Source organism: Shimia sagamensis (assembly GCF_900182745.1).
Classification (GTDB): domain Bacteria; phylum Pseudomonadota; class Alphaproteobacteria; order Rhodobacterales; family Rhodobacteraceae; genus Shimia; species Shimia sagamensis.
Map to the genome: position 1 here is coordinate 251613 of NZ_FXTY01000001.1, position 17403 is coordinate 269015.

General features: G+C 56.2%; 15 protein-coding genes and 1 tRNA gene. 11 read left to right on the top strand and 5 right to left on the bottom strand.

The window, feature by feature from the left end:
- Positions 1-31: 31 nt before the first annotated feature.
- The 11 genes from QOL67_RS01160 to QOL67_RS01210 all read left to right on the top strand — a co-directional run bounded on the left by QOL67_RS01160 (position 32) and on the right by QOL67_RS01210 (position 12360).
- Positions 32-985, top strand: a complete 954-nt coding sequence (locus tag QOL67_RS01160) for a substrate-binding domain-containing protein (protein ID WP_283424105.1) — start codon at positions 32-34, stop codon at positions 983-985.
- Between the two features lie 71 nt (positions 986-1056).
- Positions 1057-2112, top strand: a complete 1056-nt coding sequence (locus QOL67_RS01165) for a sugar phosphate isomerase/epimerase family protein (RefSeq protein WP_283424106.1) — start codon at positions 1057-1059, stop codon at positions 2110-2112.
- A complete protein-coding gene (locus QOL67_RS01170) occupies positions 2112-3263 on the top strand; it encodes a Gfo/Idh/MocA family protein (RefSeq protein ID WP_283424107.1) in 1152 nt (383 codons plus the stop codon). The genes QOL67_RS01165 and QOL67_RS01170 overlap by 1 nt, the downstream gene beginning before the upstream one ends.
- Before the next feature lie 314 nt (positions 3264-3577).
- A complete protein-coding gene (locus QOL67_RS01175; RefSeq protein ID WP_283424108.1) occupies positions 3578-4789 on the top strand; it encodes an ROK family transcriptional regulator in 1212 nt (403 codons plus the stop codon).
- Positions 4786-6054: a M20 family metallopeptidase gene (locus tag QOL67_RS01180; RefSeq protein ID WP_283424109.1), complete on the top strand. Its 1269-nt coding sequence runs from the start codon at positions 4786-4788 to the stop codon at positions 6052-6054. Before QOL67_RS01175 ends, QOL67_RS01180 begins: the two co-directional genes overlap by 4 nt.
- 21 nt (positions 6055-6075) lie before the next feature.
- A complete protein-coding gene (locus QOL67_RS01185; RefSeq protein WP_283424110.1) occupies positions 6076-7125 on the top strand; it encodes a substrate-binding domain-containing protein in 1050 nt (349 codons plus the stop codon).
- 173 nt (positions 7126-7298) lie between these two features.
- Positions 7299-8348: a substrate-binding domain-containing protein gene (locus QOL67_RS01190; RefSeq protein WP_283424111.1), complete on the top strand. Its 1050-nt coding sequence runs from the start codon at positions 7299-7301 to the stop codon at positions 8346-8348.
- A gap of 67 nt (positions 8349-8415) precedes the next feature.
- Positions 8416-9369: an ABC transporter permease gene (locus QOL67_RS01195; protein WP_283424112.1), complete on the top strand. Its 954-nt coding sequence runs from the start codon at positions 8416-8418 to the stop codon at positions 9367-9369.
- 14 nt (positions 9370-9383) lie between these two features.
- Positions 9384-10595, top strand: a complete 1212-nt coding sequence (locus tag QOL67_RS01200) for an alanine racemase (protein WP_283424113.1) — start codon at positions 9384-9386, stop codon at positions 10593-10595.
- On the top strand, positions 10592-11329 hold the full coding sequence (locus tag QOL67_RS01205) for an ATP-binding cassette domain-containing protein (RefSeq protein WP_283424114.1): 738 nt from the start codon (positions 10592-10594) through the stop codon (positions 11327-11329). Before QOL67_RS01200 ends, QOL67_RS01205 begins: the two co-directional genes overlap by 4 nt.
- A gap of 2 nt (positions 11330-11331) precedes the next feature.
- The gene (locus QOL67_RS01210; RefSeq protein WP_283424115.1) at positions 11332-12360 is read left to right on the top strand and encodes an SIS domain-containing protein; all 1029 of its coding nucleotides are present in this window, start codon (positions 11332-11334) and stop codon (positions 12358-12360) included.
- A gap of 212 nt (positions 12361-12572) precedes the next feature.
- On the opposite strand, the gene QOL67_RS01215 is transcribed toward QOL67_RS01210, so the two are convergent.
- The 5 genes from QOL67_RS01215 to gpmI all read right to left on the bottom strand — a co-directional run bounded on the left by QOL67_RS01215 (position 12573) and on the right by gpmI (position 17390).
- Positions 12573-12649: transfer RNA gene (locus QOL67_RS01215), tRNA-Arg, on the bottom strand.
- A gap of 76 nt (positions 12650-12725) precedes the next feature.
- Positions 12726-13208: an RNA pyrophosphohydrolase gene (locus tag QOL67_RS01220; protein ID WP_283424116.1), complete on the bottom strand. Its 483-nt coding sequence runs from the start codon at positions 13206-13208 to the stop codon at positions 12726-12728.
- 171 nt (positions 13209-13379) lie between these two features.
- Positions 13380-14717, bottom strand: a complete 1338-nt coding sequence (locus QOL67_RS01225) for a S41 family peptidase (RefSeq protein ID WP_283424117.1) — start codon at positions 14715-14717, stop codon at positions 13380-13382.
- A gap of 4 nt (positions 14718-14721) precedes the next feature.
- Complete coding sequence (locus tag QOL67_RS01230; protein ID WP_283424118.1) at positions 14722-15873, bottom strand: murein hydrolase activator EnvC family protein; 1152 nt, start codon at positions 15871-15873, stop codon at positions 14722-14724.
- Positions 15870-17390: a 2,3-bisphosphoglycerate-independent phosphoglycerate mutase gene (gpmI, locus tag QOL67_RS01235; protein WP_283424754.1), complete on the bottom strand. Its 1521-nt coding sequence runs from the start codon at positions 17388-17390 to the stop codon at positions 15870-15872. Before gpmI ends, QOL67_RS01230 begins: the two co-directional genes overlap by 4 nt.
- Positions 17391-17403 lie beyond the last annotated feature (13 nt).

Here is a 17403-nt window from a genome sequence, read left to right on the forward strand (position 1 = left end):
GGGAAGTCAAAGAACTTTTAGGGAGGATAACATGAAGACCTTTACCAAAATTGGAGCCTTGGCCACGGTGGCCACCATCGCCCTCACCGGCTGGGCAAGTGCCGAGACAATCAAGATCGGCGTGAGCTACCCAACACCGACCCACGCCTGGGCCGCTGGCATGAACTGGCACGCCGAGAAGGCTGAGGAACGGCTGGAAGCACTTTATCCAGACGTGGATCTGATCCTGGTGAACTCGCCAGATCCATCCGCGCAAGCCAGCGCGCTGGAAGACCTTGTGTCTGTGCATGGCATTGACGCGCTTGTGGTGCTGCCGTTTGAAAGTGAACCGCTCACAGATCCGGTGCTAAACGTGAAAAAATCCGGTGCATTGATCACCGTTGTGGATCGCGGTTTGAGCCAGCCGGGCATTGAGGACATCTATGTTGCGGGCAACAACCCCGAGCTTGGTCGTGTGTCTGCGGAATACATGAAAACCCGCCTCAAAGATGGCGACAACATTGTTGTTCTGCGCGGCATCCCGACGTTGATCGACAATGAGCGTTTTGATGCCTTCATGGCGGAAATCGAAGGGTCAGGCATCAACGTTCTGGATCACAAGCACGCCAATTGGAACCGCGACGACGGCTTTGAAGTGATGCAGGATTTCCTGTCGCGCTTCCCGGACATCGACGCGGTTTGGGCGCAGGATGACGATATCGCCATTGGTGTTGTGGCCGCTCTGAAACAGGCGGGCCGTGATGGAGATGGCATGTTTGTTGTTGGCGGTGCCGGCATGAAAGAAACCATCAAAGGCATCATGGATGGCAATGAACTGGTGCCAGTGGATGTGCTCTATCCGCCAGCGATGATTGCCACCGCAATGGATGTGACCGTGTCCGCGTTCAAATCCAATGGTCCAGTAGCTGGGCGCTACATCCTCGGTGCGACACTGATCACACCTGAGAATGCCGCGTCGTTCTACTTCCCCGACTCGCCGTTCTAAAGCGCCATTCGGGTACCCGAGAAGAGGCCCCTTCTCCCAAGGGGGCCTCTTCTTCAGACAGGAGAAAAATCATGCAGACAATCAAAGGTCCCGCGCTGTTTCTGGCTCAGTTTGCTGGCGACGACGCCCCGTTCAATTCCTGGAACAGCATCACCAAATGGGCCGCTGATTGTGGCTACAAAGGGGTGCAGGTTCCGAGCTGGGACGGACGCCTATTTGATCTTGCCCGTGCGGCCAGTTCGCAGAGTTATTGCGAAGAGCTGGTTGGCGTAGCGCGCGAGAATGGTGTTGAAATCACAGAATTATCCACGCATTTACAAGGCCAGTTGGTCGCGGTGCATCCGGCGTATGACGAGGCTTTTGATGGCTTTGCCGCACCAGAGGTGCGTGGCAATCCCAAGGCGCGTCAGGCCTGGGCCGTGGAGCAAGTGAAGCTTGCGATTACCGCGAGTTACAACCTGGGCATCGCATCACATGCGACGTTCTCTGGCGCTTTGGCATGGCCATATATCTACCCGTGGCCACAACGGCCTCCAGGGCTGATTGACACAGCTTTTGATGAATTGGCAAAACGCTGGCGGCCAATCCTGGACCATGCGGATCAGATGGGTGTGGACATTTGTTATGAAATCCACCCAGGCGAAGACCTGCACGATGGTGTGACGTTTGAGATGTTCCTGGAGCGGGTCGACAACCATGCGCGCTGTAACATGCTCTACGATCCCAGCCATTTTGTGCTGCAATGTTTGGATTACGTCGGCCATATCGATGACTACGCAGAGCGCATCAAGATGTTCCACGTCAAAGATGCGGAGTTTAATCCCACCAGCAAACAGGGTGTCTATGGCGGTTACCAAAGCTGGGTCGATCGCGCAGGGCGGTTCCGCAGCTTGGGGGACGGTCAGGTCGATTTTGGCAAAGTCTTCAGCAAAATGGCGGCCAATGATTTTGACGGATGGGCCGTGGTAGAATGGGAATGCTGTTTGAAGCACCCCGAGGACGGTGCGCGCGAGGGCGCCGCCTTTGTACGCGATCACATCATCCGCGTGACCGAAACCGCTTTTGACGATTTTGCCGATGGCGGCACCGATGACGACGCCAACAGACGTATGCTGGGGATCGCGTGATGAGTGAGTATCAAAGACCAATCCGGCTTGGTATGGTGGGCGGCGGTAACGACGCTTTTATTGGCGCAGTGCACCGTATTGCCGCCCGGATTGATGGCCAATTTGAGCTGATTGCAGGTGCGCTGTCCTCAACCTCAGACAAGGCGCAAGCGTCTGGACAGGCATTGGGATTGGCACCAGACCGGACTTATGACGATTTTAGAGCCATGGCCATCCGTGAGGCCCGCCTGAAAGAAGGCATTGAAGCCGTGGCAATTGTCACACCAAACCATGTACATATGGCGGCGGCTCGGGAGTTTTTGAAACGGGGCATTCACGTCATTTGCGACAAGCCTCTGACCTCAACCTTGGCAGATGCTCGCAAGATGGCGCAGGCGGTCGAGAAATCGGATGCGCTTTTTGTTTTGACCCACAACTACACAGGTTATCCGCTCATCCGCCAAGCACGGGAGATGGTGGCCAATGGGGTTCTTGGCGATATTCGGGTTGTGCAGGTCGAGTATCCGCAAGACTGGCTGACGGAAGCCCAACCGGAAGACAATAAGCAAGCGGGCTGGCGCACTGATCCGGCGCGCTCCGGTGCCGGTGGCTCGACCGGTGACATTGGCACGCATGCCTTCAACCTGGCTTGTTTCGTGACGGGATTAACCCCAGAGAGCCTGTGCGCAGACATTCAGAGCTTTGTAGAAGGTCGGCAAGTCGACGACAACGCCCACGTCATGCTGCGATTTGAGGAGGGCGCGCGGGGCATGTTGTGGTGTTCCCAAGTGGCCCCGGGCAATGAAAATGCGCTGAAACTTCGGGTTTACGGATCAAACGGTGGCATTGAGTGGGAGCAAGAAACCCCAAATGTGATGCGGTACACGCCTTTTGGGGAACCCACACGGCTACTCACACGGGCCGGGGCGGGCGCTGCTGGGCAGCCGAGCCATTTGACACGCACACCCGGTGGCCATCCGGAAGGGTATCTTGAGGGATTTGCCAATATCTATCTGGAAACCGCAGCTTGTATCCGAGCCAAACGCTCTGGACATGTCATGCAAGAGCAGAAGACGCTTCCGGGGTTGAAAGAGGGGGCCATGGGAATGAAGTTTATTGACGCTTGCGTGCGCAGTTCTGCACGAAACGCGGCATGGATTTCATTGAAATAGCGCTGCAGGCACGATGATTCCCCAACGAAATGCACTCGTCGCTCACAACTGATAATTCTACATCAATCCGACGAGCTGCCATGCGCGGTCTAATCAAATTCGTGGAATTTGGTTAGACTGCAAGGTCTATGAAAGTCACACACGACTTTCTAGCTTCGCGACAGAGTGCGCGTAACGATCTGAAATTACTTACTTAAAAATGCCATCCCATCTAATTCCGGCTGATCTTGAGTGCGTTTGCCGCAAATTTCCGTTGACAGAAGGCACGTCAATTCTAATAGTTCGGTAACAGAACGAATTATTAGGAAGTGCCCGTGACCAACCCCGGCAATGTTTCTCGTCAGCTCTCCATGAGCACCATCGTGCAAGCGATCACCACCTATGGTCCGATTTCGCGCGCCTCGGTGTCGAAGATGACTGGATTGTCCAAGCAAACCGTTTCAGAAATTGTCGGCCAACTGGAAGCAGACGGCTGGGTTGGCACTGTTGGCCAAACTGAAGGCCATGTTGGCCGACGCGCGGTGGTCTATGAGGTTGTGCCAGACGCGGCACTGGTCGCATCGGTTGACCTCGGGGGCACCAAAGTCCGCGTGGCATTGTGTAATTTGACCGGGGCAGTTGTCGCCGAAACCGTCGCTCCGACGGTGATGACAGGTGGTGACGCGGTTACAGATCAAATCGCATCGATGATCCACCGGTTAACCACAGACCATAATATAGACCGGAGTAAGGTTCGCAGCATCGTCGTTGGAGTCCCCGGCGTCCCGCAAGCAGACGGCACAATTGCCTATGCGCCCAATGTTCCTGGGATCGAAACGTTAAATTTCCCGGAAACCCTATCGACAAAGACCGGTGTTGAAGTTGTTGTTGAAAACGATGTGAACCTCGCAGCGCTGGGCGAGCACTGGATGACCAAGCGCGGCGACAGTGATGACATCGTCTACCTGTCGATTGGAACCGGCATTGGCGCAGGGCTGGTGATTGGCGGCAATCTGGTACGCGGCTCTACAGGCGCCGCTGGTGAGGTGGGGTATCTGCCTTTTGGAGCCGATCCATTTGACCCCGAAAGCCTCAGAGTTGGCGCATTGGAACGTGTGTCGGCCACTCTTGCGCTGATCGACTACTATCGCGACAGAACGGGCAAAAATCTGGATGTACCCGGCATTTTTGAAGCGGCTCTGACAGGGGATACCGCTGCACAAGAAAGTTTGGAGAGGGCTGCAAAAAACATCGCCTTGGCCATTGGCGCGATCACAGCTGTGATTGACCCCTCCTGTATTGTAATTGGCGGATCAATCGGCGCCCGCAAAGAGCTCCGAGAGCTCATTCGTCCGGCTCTGGCCTCTTGCTTCCCACGCAGCATTCCGATCGAAAACACTTTGCTGGGCAATCACGCAGCCTTGGCAGGGGCGACATCTATTGCACTGTCCCGATTGCACATTGCCTTGTTTACCGGCGGGTTAAAAGGCGCTGAAATCAATGTGCCTCCACCGGAACTCGGCACCTTTCAAGAAGGTGCCGCATGACTCCAGACGTCTTAATTTCCAAGCTTCGTACCTTGCAGGATCCGCAGGCTGATATTGCTCTTTTACAAGGCGGCATAGGCTGCGACAGCGTAACCGGCAAGGAAGCCAATTTTGTGGATTTCCTGCACGCCGAGATGCAAGCGTTGGGTTTGAACCCTGACCGCGCCGATTTCTTGCCTGGACGCCCCAACATCTGGGGTAAACGTGCAGGCAATGGACAGACCGGCACACAGGGTCAAAGCCTTATGTTTGCCGGCCATACCGATACCGTGCATGTCCGTGGTTGGGAGGACAACTGGCCCAACGACCCACGCCAATCCCCTTTTGCCGCTCCTGAGATTGACGGCCATATCTGGGGGCGCGGTGCCTGTGATCTCAAGGGCGGAATTTGCGCATCTTTGGCCGCCTTACGTCTGCTCGATCGCGCCGGGATCACCCTTGCCAATGATCTGAGTTTTGCTTTCATCGGGGATGAGGAAAGTGGCGAGCCAGGAACCGGGATTAGCGCAGGGGCGAAAGACTTCGTTGATCGGGTCAAGGCTGGTCAGATCGCAGTGCCGGATTTTACAGTCTATGTTGAGCCAACCAAACTGGACGTCTACACGGCACAAATCGGATTTTTCATTGCTGACATCACGGTAACCGGAAAGTCCGCCTATTTTGGAACACCTGAGGCTGGTGTGGATGCACTTAAAGCCACCCACTCAATCTTGTCAGAAATCTGGTCTCATGCCGATCAATTGCGAGCCCTTCCTGAGCATGCCTTGGTAGGGCCCTCCGATATCCTAGTGACCAGCTTGAACGGCGGCGGATACATCGCTGTGCCAGGCGACTGCACACTTTCCGTGATCCGCAAACTGCGCCCCGGAGAGGATTTGGATACGGCTGTGGAGGCCTTTGAAAGCGCAGTTCGAAACGCACCGGTTGATCCCCAGATCCGGGTTGAAATTGCCTATCCGGCTGGGCGCGATCACCCGCATGGTGGATCACCGATTGAGATTGATCCAGCCCATCCTGCCGCTCTTTCCTTAGTGACTTGCCTGAAGGAAACCGGCGTTAAGGAACCAAAAATTAATGGCGCACCCTATTGGTCTGAATCGCCATTTTGGGTCACCCAAATTGGCTGTCCAACTGTCTATTGCGCACCAGGCGACATATCCGTCGCCCACACCTTTGAGGAACGCATTGGGGTTCAAGATTACCTCGATTCAATAAGGGCTTACGCCCTGTTCATGGCCCGCCATTGCGGCGTTGCGATGACTTAATACACCACTGGGAGGAACAACATGAAACACCTAAATACGCTTGCTTTTTGCGGGGCGCTACTTGGAGCAATGTCAACGCCTGCTTGGGCTGAGACAACGGGCCCCAACGGTGAAACAGCCACGGCCTCAAGCCTAGTGACCGTCAGCGATGCTCAGGCGGAAACCCTGAAAGCAGGGGACCATTCCGCTGCTTTGCTGTGGCACGATCAATCTGATTTTGTGAATGCCGTGACAGCCGGCGCCAGCGACGAATTCGCCCGACTTGGCATCAAGGTTGTTGCCACGACATCCGCTGGATTTGATGCCGCCAAGCAACGCAGCGACATTGAAACCGCTCTAGCAAAACAACCCAGCATCATCTTGTCTTTGCCACTTGATCCCGTGACATCGGCGGCCGCATTTGAAGAAGCCAAAGAGAATGGCATTGCCTTGTCATTCCTGTCCAACTTGCCAGCTGGGTATGAACACCCTGCCGATTATGCCGCAATTGTCACAGACGACCTGTTCCAGATGGGCAAACAAGCGGCCGATGCGCTGGCCAGCTCCATGGGCGGCAAGGGAAGCGTGGGCTGGATCTATCATGACGCCAGCTACTATGTGACCAACCAGCGCGACAACGCTTTCAAAGCCACAATCGAAGCCGATTACCCGGATATCGAAATTGTCGCTGAACAGGGCATCAGTGACCCAGCCCGCGCCGAAGAAATTGCCAATGCAATGCTGCTGCGCAACCCCGATCTTGGCGGCGTATATGTGACGTGGGCCGGCCCTGCTGAAGGTGTCCTGGCTGCACTGCGCGCCAATGGCAACAAAACCACCAAGATTGTGACCCTGGATCTGTCTGAGCCGATTGCTTTGGACATGGTTCGTGGCGGCAATGTTGTCGCGATTGTTGCGGACGAAGCCTATGAACTGGGCCGCGCGATGGCCGCTTCCGCTGCTTTGGATTTGCTGAAAGAAGACGTGCCTGCATTTGTCGTCGCCCCGGCCGTGACCGTGACAGCGGACAATGTCAAAGAAGGGTGGATGCAGTCTTTACGCATCGAAGCCCCGGCCAGCTTGAGCCAATAAGACCCTGTGAATTTGCGGGGCAGGTTGCCGGACAAAAATTAGACCTGCCCCACAATACAAACCGTTCATGAGTTGCCGTGCGGGCCTTGTTTCCGCGCGTGCTGTGACCTGCAGTTACTTCCAATTTTTCTGAAACGTGCAGGTTGTTAAACAAACCTCTTGGGAGAGAGATCATGACCCATTTTTCAAAAATATTTGGCGCGGCGCTCGCGTTTAGCGCAACGCTAGCATATGCGGAACAGCCCGCCACAGTTGGCCCCAACGGCGAAGCACCAACGCCAGTTTCCAATTTGTCTCTGAGCGCGGACGAGACTGCAAAAATCGCCGCCGGCAATCATACTGCAGCACTTGTTTGGCATGAGCTATATGACTGGTCTAACTCAGTGGCACGCGGCGCCAAAGATGAATTTGCCCGACTCGGTATCGAAGTGGTCGCCGAAACAGACGCCAATTTTGACCCCAGCCGCCAGAAGTCCGATGTTGAAACCGTGATGGCCAAAGATCCGTCGATCATTGTGTCCTTGCCAATTGATCCGCCCACCGCAGCCGGCGTGTATGGCATTGCGCGTGACGCAGGTGTGAAGCTGGTGTTTGTCGACAACGCGGTGAATGGGTTCACGCACGGGACCGACTACGTCACGGTTGTATCAGCGGACCTGTTCCAAATCGGGAACAAAGCCGCCGTCGCACTGGCCGATGCCATGGGCGGTAAAGGCGAAGTTGGCTACATGTACCACGACGCTGATTTCCCGGTGACCAACCAACGTGACGGGGCTTTCAAGTGGACCATTGAAAACAAATATCCTGACATCAAAATTGTCACCGAAAGCGGCATGACCGACCCAGCAAACGCCGAGGATATTGCCCGCGGTATGTTGATGCGAAATCCTGAGTTGGACGGCATTTACACACCTTGGGCGGAACCCGCGCTTGGTGTTCTTTCGGTACTGCGCCAACAAGGCAACACCGATGCCAAAGTCGTGACCATTGATCTCAATGAACCAGCTGCTCTGGACATGGTGGGCGGCGGTAACATCGCGGCCATTGTTGCGGATGAAGCTTACAACATCGGGGTTTTTGCCGCGCGCGCTGCCGCTGCCAGCCTGCTCGACAAACCGGTTGAACCTTTCCTTGTGGTTGATGCGCTGACCATTGGCCCAGACTCCGTTGCCGACGGCTGGATGAAGTCACTGCATAGCGAAGCCCCTGCCAGCCTGCGCTAATCCATCATTGTTGGGGGCAGTGCAGCTGCCCCCAATGCTTCTGAACTCTCATATCTGAAAGATTGACATGACCCGCCTCTCATCTCGCCTGCGTGGATTGGATTTCCAACAAGCGGTTGTCTATTTTGGCTTCCTCGCCATTTTCCTATTCTTTGCCATCACCCTCTATGACGATGGCTTCCTAACTCAACGCAATCTAACCAACATCGTGTTGCAAACCGCGCCCGCCACAATCATGGCAATTGGTCTGGTCTTTGCTCTGTCCGCTGGCGAAATTGACCTGAGTTTTGGCTCCATTGTAGCGGTATCCGCGTTGTCCTGCGCTGTGGCGCTGCAAAGCTTCCCTTTGCCGGTTGGGGTTCTTGTGGGCTTGGGAGTTGGCGTTGCCATTGGTGCCTTTAACGGTGTTTTGGTGGCCTATCTGAAATTGCCGTCCTTCTTGGTAACCCTGGCAACGATGGGGTTGTTTGCTGGGATCGCGCGCTCCATGACCAACTTGCGATCCATTCCGGTGATGAATGAGACGTTCACGGGAATTTTCGGTTCCGGAAAGTTGTTCTCTGTTCCATCATTGGTGATCTGGACTGTTTTGGGTGTTGGTGTTGGTCATCTGCTGTATCGTCACACCCGGTTTGGCGCACATGTTTTGGCCACCGGAGACAATCCGCGCGCGGCACAGGTGTCAGGCATCAAAGTTCCACGTGTCCGCCTCTATGTTTTGATGATCTGTGGCGGTTGCGCGGGTCTTGCTGGCCTGCTTTACGCTGGCCGGTTGCAAGCCGCAAAATACACACTCGGTGAAAGCGATCTGATGACAGTGATTGCCGCCGTCATTGTTGGCGGCACAGCCTTAAATGGTGGCAAGGGGTCGGTGGTCGGAGCCCTGCTTGGCTCCCTTTTGATGGGCATGCTCAACAACGGTTTGATCCTGATGAACCTCAAAGTGTCAGATCAAATGATCGTTCGTGGCCTCATTATTCTGATCGCAGTGGCGGTCTCACTCCGCGACAGTTCGCGCTAAGAAAGGCGATAGATATGTTTCTCAACACACTGATGCGCCGCAATCCCCGCTTTATCGAAGCCGCAATGGCGCTTCATCAAGCCGGCGAAATTCCACCAAATTCTTATGTACTCGACCTCGACACAGTTGAACAGAACGCGCGCACTTTCAGCAACGTTGCAAGGCGTCTGGGCCTCAAAACCTTCGCCATGACCAAACAAGTGTCGCGGCACTCTGGGTTTTGCCAGGCGGTGATGCGCGGCGGGATAGATCGCAATGTCGCAGTTGATATGGACTGTGCTGTCGCCTGTGATCGTGCCGGTTTGAAAACCGGCCATTTGGGACATCTGGTGCAGGTGCCGCAGAGCGATGCGGACTTTGCAGCCGCTCAGATACAGCCGGACTACTGGACCGTGTTCAGCATGGATAAGGCTCGCGAAGCGGCACAAGCCGCAGCCAAATCTGGCCGGGTGCAAAACATCCTTGTGCGTATTCAAACCAGTGGTGATACGTTTTATCGGGGCCATGAAGGTGGGTTTGACGCAGACAACATCACCCAGATTGCCGATGAGATCGACGCCTTGAATGGCGCGCGATTTGCCGGCATCACCACTTTCCCCGCGCTGCTGTTTGATCAGGACAGTGGTCAAGTAAAGCCGACACAAAATCTCGCCACCTTGTCCAAAGCGCTACGAGAGTTGTCCAACGCAGGTCGTACGGATATCGAGGTCAACGCGCCGGGTACCAATTCGGTTAATCTGCTGCCTGCTTTGGCCAAGGCCGGCGCGACGCAAGTTGAACCGGGCAATGCGCTACATGGCACAACCCCGTTGCACGCGGTGCAAGATTTGCCGGAACTCCCGGCGGTTCTGTATCTTTCTGAGGTGTCTCATCAACACAAGGATGAGGCATATTGCTTTGGCGGCGGACTCTACATCGATCCGGTATTCCCAGAATATGAGGTTCAAGCGCTGGTGTCAGGCACGCCCACATCAGACAGCTCAGCCCTGCATCCGGTCGACATCCCTGAGTACAAGGCGATCGATTATTACGGCATGATTGACACCACAGGACGCCCTTTGCCCAAAACCGGTGACACGGTTGTTTTTGGCTTTCGCGGACAGAGCTTCGTCACCCGTGCCAATTGCGTGGGTATTCTCGGGGCAGGCACAGACAGCCCCCGTGTCACCACCGTCGAAAACATCTTTGGCCAACCAATTGAACGCCACAAAGGATCCACATCATGAGCGGCGCGGAAGTTCTTGCCCTTAACAATATCCACAAGGCTTTTGGTGGCGTTGTCGCCATTCAAGACTTTTCCCTCAACCTCAAGGCGGGGGAAGTGGTGGCTTTGGTTGGAGACAACGGCGCCGGCAAATCGACGCTGATCAAAATCATCTCAGGTGTTTATAGCCCAACCTCCGGCGACATCGAGCTCGACGGCGAAAAAGCTGGCTTTCGTGACGCCTCGGCGGCGCGGGAAAAAGGGATCGAAGTGGTCTATCAGGACCTTGCGCTTGCCGACCAGCAACCGGTCTACATGAACATGTTTTTGGGCAGAGAACTGACCAAAGGCCCCCTCAATCTGCTGGACAAAAAGCGCATGCGACGTGAAACGCAGGAGCTGGTTGATGAGCTGGATGTGCGCATCCCTTCAGCCAGCTCAACCATCAGCAACCTGTCAGGCGGACAGCGCCAGGGTGTCGCCATTGCCCGTGCCACCCATTGGGCGAGCAAACTTGTGCTTCTGGATGAGCCCACCGCAGCCCTTGGTGTCGCGGAGACCGCACGGGTCGAGGCGCTTATTGAGCAACTCAAGGCCAAAGATCTCGCCATTCTGATTATCAGCCACAGCCTCGATCAGGTCTTCCGGCTTTCAGATCGTATTTGCGTGCTGCGCCGGGGAGAACAGATTGGCGTGCGTGAGACTGCGAAAACTGACAAGAACGAAATTGTTTCCATGATCACCGGGGTGGCATGAAGATGAAACACGCAACCGTCATGGCCTCGGAAATCCATGAGATTCCTTCTGTTCTGAATGCCCAAATCGCCAAGGGATTGGAGCAATACATTGCCGCTGGGCGCGCTGCCGCCGCCGGTCGTCCGCATGGGTTTGTCACTTGTGCGCGCGGCACGTCAGATCATGCTGCAACGTTTTTCAAATACGTGATGGAACTCAAAACCGGCTTGCCGGTGGCCTCAATTGGCCCTTCTGTAGCCTCCGTCTATGACACGCCGCTCAAGTTGGATGGTTTTGCGTGTCTGACCTTTTCGCAATCCGGAGGCAGCCCGGATTTGGCTGCTCTTCAGGCTGCTGCGAATGCTGGCGGCGCCACGACCTACGCTTTTCTGAACGTCACAGAAAGCCCGGTTGGTCACGGCGCCGATTTTGTTTTGCCACTCCTGGCAGGACCGGAAGTGGCAGTTGCAGCCACAAAATCCTACGTCGCAACCCTCTTTGCCATTCTTGGGTTTGCTGCTGGATTCTGTGAAGATAAAGTGTTGGAAAAAGCCCTACGTGGTTTTCCGGATCAAGCGCGACTGGCTCTGTCACAAAACTGGACAAAAGCTCAGTTTTCCTTAGCGCGAGCCGCATCCCTGTTCACGGTTGGACGAGGTCCAGGCATGGCGGTTGCGGCCGAGGCAGCCCTCAAGCTCAAAGAAACATGCCGCATTCATGCCGAGGTCTATTCGGCCGCAGAAGTCTTGCATGGCCCAGTGGTGATCGCGCAACGTCAATTTGCGGCCTTGTTGTTTGATCCTGAAGACAAAGCGCGCCAATCGGTGTTGGACGTCAACGACGCATTGGCCGACAAGCAAGCGGATGCCTATCTTGTCACCTCACAAGCCAATGGAGCGCACTGTTTGCCCGTTCCAGCATCGCAACATCCCTTATTGATCCCACTTCTACAGATCATTGGGTTTTACGTGTTTGTCGAAGAGCTTGCTCGAAAGCTTGGCGAAAATGCGGACGCACCAGAAGGTCTGAACAAAGTCACCATAACACTTTGACAGAAACTTCCCGTTGTTTGGGCTTTGAACGGTTGGCCCAAACCTTTGCCCCAGCCAGTTTACTGGTTGGGGCTTTTTTCCAAAATGCCCAGGCTGCGGACGGCTTAGGGTATATCTGGATCCATACTGGATTTTCCCTTCCGCGGTTTCAAAAACCAACTTTTGGCTCAACGGATTTTCCCGGTGGGAGAACAACTTAACACATAGTAATGTGGCGACCCCGGCAGGATTCGAACCTGCAACCTGCCCCTTAGGAGGGGGCTGCTCTATCCAGTTGAGCCACGAGGCCACTCAGGGCGTTTTAGCGCCGCCCGGCGTGTTTGTCATCTCGGTAATTGGCCGATCTGCAGCCCAAACAAATACGTTCAGATCTGGTTTTCAAACGCCGCAATCACCTGCTCATAAACCGCGCGCTTGAACGGCACGATATTGGCCACCAGCTGATCCGCAGGCAGCCACCGCCACTCAGAAAACTCCTGATGGTCCAGAGCGATATCAACCTGATCGTCTTGCCCATGAAACCGCATCAAATACCACTTCTGCTTCTGGCCGCGGTATTTGCCTTTCCAGATGCGTGATGCAATCTCGGGCGGCAGATCATACGCAATCCAGCTATCTGTTTCAGCCTCAATCGTGACCAAGTCTTGCGACACGCCGGTCTCTTCTTCCAGCTCGCGCAGCGCGGCCGCGCGGGGCTCTTCCCCTTTATCGATCCCACCCTGCGGCATCTGCCAAGCGGGTTCCTGGCTGTCGAGGCGCTGGCCCACAAACACGCCACCTTCGGCGTTCACCAACATCACGCCAACATTTTTGCGATACGGAAGCTTTTCCAGCTCTTCAGGGGTCATGCGCACACTCCAGACAGACTTACGCAACTGTCCTACCCAAGCTCCCGCTGCGGCGCAATTCTCATTCCGCAAATATCCCGGGGGAGCGGCAACGCCGCGAGGGCAGCGCCCTCAAACAAAAAAACGGGCGCCCCAATCGGGACGCCCGCAATTCAGGTCATCTCAAATGACTTACTCTTTTGGACCCAGCGCTGACAGGCCGGTCAGGATATCCAGCGCATACGCCAGCTGATAATCCTCTTCGCGTAGCTTGGCCGCTTCATCCGCCTTGGCACGATCTTCTTCGATCTGGCGGATTTCATCTTCGGTCAGACTGTCGTTGTTCAGACTGCCACGCAGATCCGCCTCAGAGCGGGTGCGGCGAGCGGTGTCTTCCTCGTCTTCAGGTGTCGCATCCACACGGCGCGGCTGTTCCACCACGATGTCCGGGCTCACACCCAGCGCCTGAATGGAGCGGCCAGACGGGGTGTAGTACCGCGCTGTGGTCAGACGCATCGCGCCATCACCGCGCAGCGGCATCACCGTTTGAACCGAACCTTTGCCAAAGCTTTTGGTGCCCACAACAATCGCACGGCGGTGATCTTGCAGCGCGCCGGCCACAATCTCGGACGCCGACGCAGACCCGCCGTTGATCAAAACCACAATCGGCTTGCCATCAGCCAAATCCCCCGGCTGTGCGTTGTACCGCTCCCCATCTTCAGGATTCCGACCGCGAGTCGAAACAATCTCGCCTTTTTCAAGGAACTCGTCAGACACTTTGATCGCCTGTGTCAGCAAGCCACCCGGGTTGTTGCGCAGATCAAGCACAATCCCGTTTACATTTTCCATGCCGCCCAGCTCTTCAACTTGCTTCTGGAAACCGTCGATCAAGTTTGGCGTGGTCTGGTCGTTAAACGTCGTGACACGCAAGACCACGCTGTCCCCCACAGTGCGTGTCCGCACCGCGGTCAGCTTGATGGTGTCACGCACAATGGTCACGTCAAACGGCTCTGGTTCACCTTCACGCACCACGGTGATCACAATCTCGCTGCCCACAGGCCCGCGCATCTTCTCAACCGCTTCGTCCAAGGTCAGGCCAAGCACGCTTTCGCCGTCTACATGGGTGATAAAATCACCCGCTTCCATGCCAGCCGCATCCGCAGGCGTGTCATCAATCGGAGAGACAACTTTCACGAAGCCCTCTTCCTGTGTCACCTCAATACCCAGGCCGCCAAACTCGCCGCGTGTCTGCACACGCATGTCATCTGCGTCATCCGGGCTGAGATAGCTGGAATGCGGATCAAGTGACGTCAACATGCCATTGATGGCCGCTTCGATCAGATCGGCGTCATCCACCTCTTCCACATATTGAATGCGGATGCGCTCAAAAATGTCGCCAAACAGGTCAAGCTGTTCATAGACATTGGACTTGCGAGCACTCTCCTCTGCCAACAGTGGCCCGGCCACCTGTGTGGTGACCAACAATCCAGCCACAATGCCTCCCGCAGCGGCGGCGACGAATTTCTTCATAGACTTATCCATCCTCATTCGTTTGGAACCACAATTCCGGGTCCACAGGCGCTTTGCCTTCTCTGACCTCTATATAGAGCGTTTCTGAGCGCGCATTGCCAGAGGCATCACCAGACTGTGAGAGAATAGCGCCACTTTCCAGCCCATTTCCTCCCATCAGCCCAATTGGCGCCCCTTCGGGAATCACTTCACCAGCGTCCCCGTAAACCTGCGCCAAACCTCCTAACACAAAGAGCACGCCCGGTTGCGGCTCCAGGATCATCACATTGCCGTAGTCCAAGAGCGGCCCACGAAAGCGAATTGTTGCTGCGGAGGGGGTGACCACCAACGCACTTGGCCGCGTGGCCAGTACCAACCCGGGGCGGCGAATGCCCGCCGCATCCGCTTCGCCTGCACGGCGTAGCACGCTGGCCTCCACCGGTAAGCGCAAGTTGCCTTTTCGGTCCATCACATCCGGCAAGTCAATCTCTTGCATGCCGTCCACCTGCAAATCCACCAAGGCGCTGGCAAAGCCTTCCAGCGTTTCGGTGGAGGCAATCATCAGAGCGGTTTGAACCGGGTCCTCTATAAAGCGCTTAGGCAAATCGGTGCGATCCGCAATGGCTTTGGACAGCTCTGTGCGCGCATCCTGCGCCCCTTCCAACCCGCCTTGCAACGTTTCTGCTGCGCCTTCTTGCAGGCTGCGCAGAATGGTCACTTCTTCCAGATCACGGCGCAGGTCCGCCGCGCTCTTCTCCAGCGCTGGCGTCACATCCGCAAGAATCATGCCAGACCGTGCCGTGCCCATTGGCCCGCCGGGATGTACAAGAATGACCTCAGGCGGCCCCTTGCCCATGCTTTGCAACACGCCCAGCAGACGGGCAATTTCAGCCTCTTGCGCCTTGAGCTGTTTAGACAGCTGCGCCTCGCGGATCGCCGCTCGTCGCAACCCTGCCCGCAGCGCAGTCAATCCGGTTTCATAAGCCTGCACCACACCGGTTAAGGATTTCACCCGATCGCGCCCACCTTTGGCCTGCGCCAAAGCCACCGACGCCGCTTCCAACTGCGCCACAGCTTCACGTGCCGCAGCACCGGGATCAGGTTCCGCCAAAGCTGTGCCACTTGCACATGCCAGCGCCAGGGACGCCGCAATAATATGCCCGCGAAGTCCCCTCAAACGATCAGGCTCTCCCCGGTCATCTCTTCTGGCTTCTCAATGCCCATAAGCTGCAACAGGCTGGGTGCCAAATCGGCCAACCGCCCGGCACGCAAACCAGCCCCATCTGGACCATTCACCAGCACCACGGGCACCAGATTGGTGGTGTGCGCCGTGTGTGGTCCGCCGGTGTCCGGGTCCACCATCACTTCGCAGTTGCCGTGGTCCGCCGTGACAATCATCGCCCCGCCAACCTTCTCAAGCGCTGCGCGCACCTTGCCCAAACCACGATCCACCGCTTCACAAGCCGCCATCGCCGCCTCAAGGCTGCCGGTATGCCCCACCATATCGGGGTTGGCAAAATTGGTCACAATCAGATCGTAGCCATGCTCAATCGCAGCAACAAACTGGTCCGTCACCTCATCCGCGCTCATTTCTGGCTGCAGATCATAGGTCGCCACCTTCGGCGACAGCGGCATAAACCGGTCTTCACCCTCAGCAGGCGTCTCTGCCCCACCATTCAGGAAGAAGGTCACATGGGGATATTTCTCAGTCTCCGCCAAACGGAACTGTGTCTTACCTTGTTTGGCCACCCATTCGCCCAGCGTGTTTTTGATTTCTTGCTTGGGATATGCCGTGGTCATGTAGGTATTGTGCTGATCCGAATAATTTACCATGCCCAAGACAGCCGCCCATGCGGGACGCGCGGACGTATCAAAAGCGTCAAAATCCGGCTGCGCCAGCGCCGCCAAAATCTCACGCGCCCGGTCAGCACGGAAGTTCAAACAGAAGAACCCGTCGCCATCCTTGGCTCCGGCATAATCGCCAATGCTGGTGGCCACGATGAACTCGTCGCTCTCATCACGGGCATAGGCCTCTTCCACCGCCGCAATCCCGTCAGCCGCACGATGTGCGGCTTCGCCGGTCACCCAAGCGCCAAACGCCTGAGACACCCGCTCCCAACGGTTGTCGCGATCCATGGCATAGTAGCGCCCGGTCACGGTCCCAACTCTGGCACCATCCGGGATCTGCGCCTTCAAAGTCTCAAAAAACTGCAACGCAGACTTCGGCGCCACATCACGCCCGTCGGTCACCGCATGCAACACCACCGGCACGCCCGCATCCGCAACCGCCTTCACCGCCGCCAACACATGGGTGATATGCCCATGCACACCGCCGTCCGAGACCACACCCATCAAATGCGCCGTGCCACCAGTCTCTTTGAGTTTGGCAACAAACGCCTGCAAGGCGGCGTTCTCAAAAAACGAGCCGTCCTCGATGGCCAGATCAATCTGCCCCAGATCCATCGCCACCACACGCCCCGCGCCGATGTTGGTGTGGCCCACTTCGGAGTTGCCCATTTGCCCACTTGGCAGACCCACGTCTGGGCCATGGGTGATCAGCGTCGCAGACGGTCCATCCACCATCATCGCATCAAAGTTTGGGGTTTGAGCAAGATAGGGCGCGTTTGCCTCGGTTTGATCAGACAGCCCCCAGCCGTCCAGAATGCACAATACAACGGGCTTTGGCGCCATGATCACTTGCTCCAAT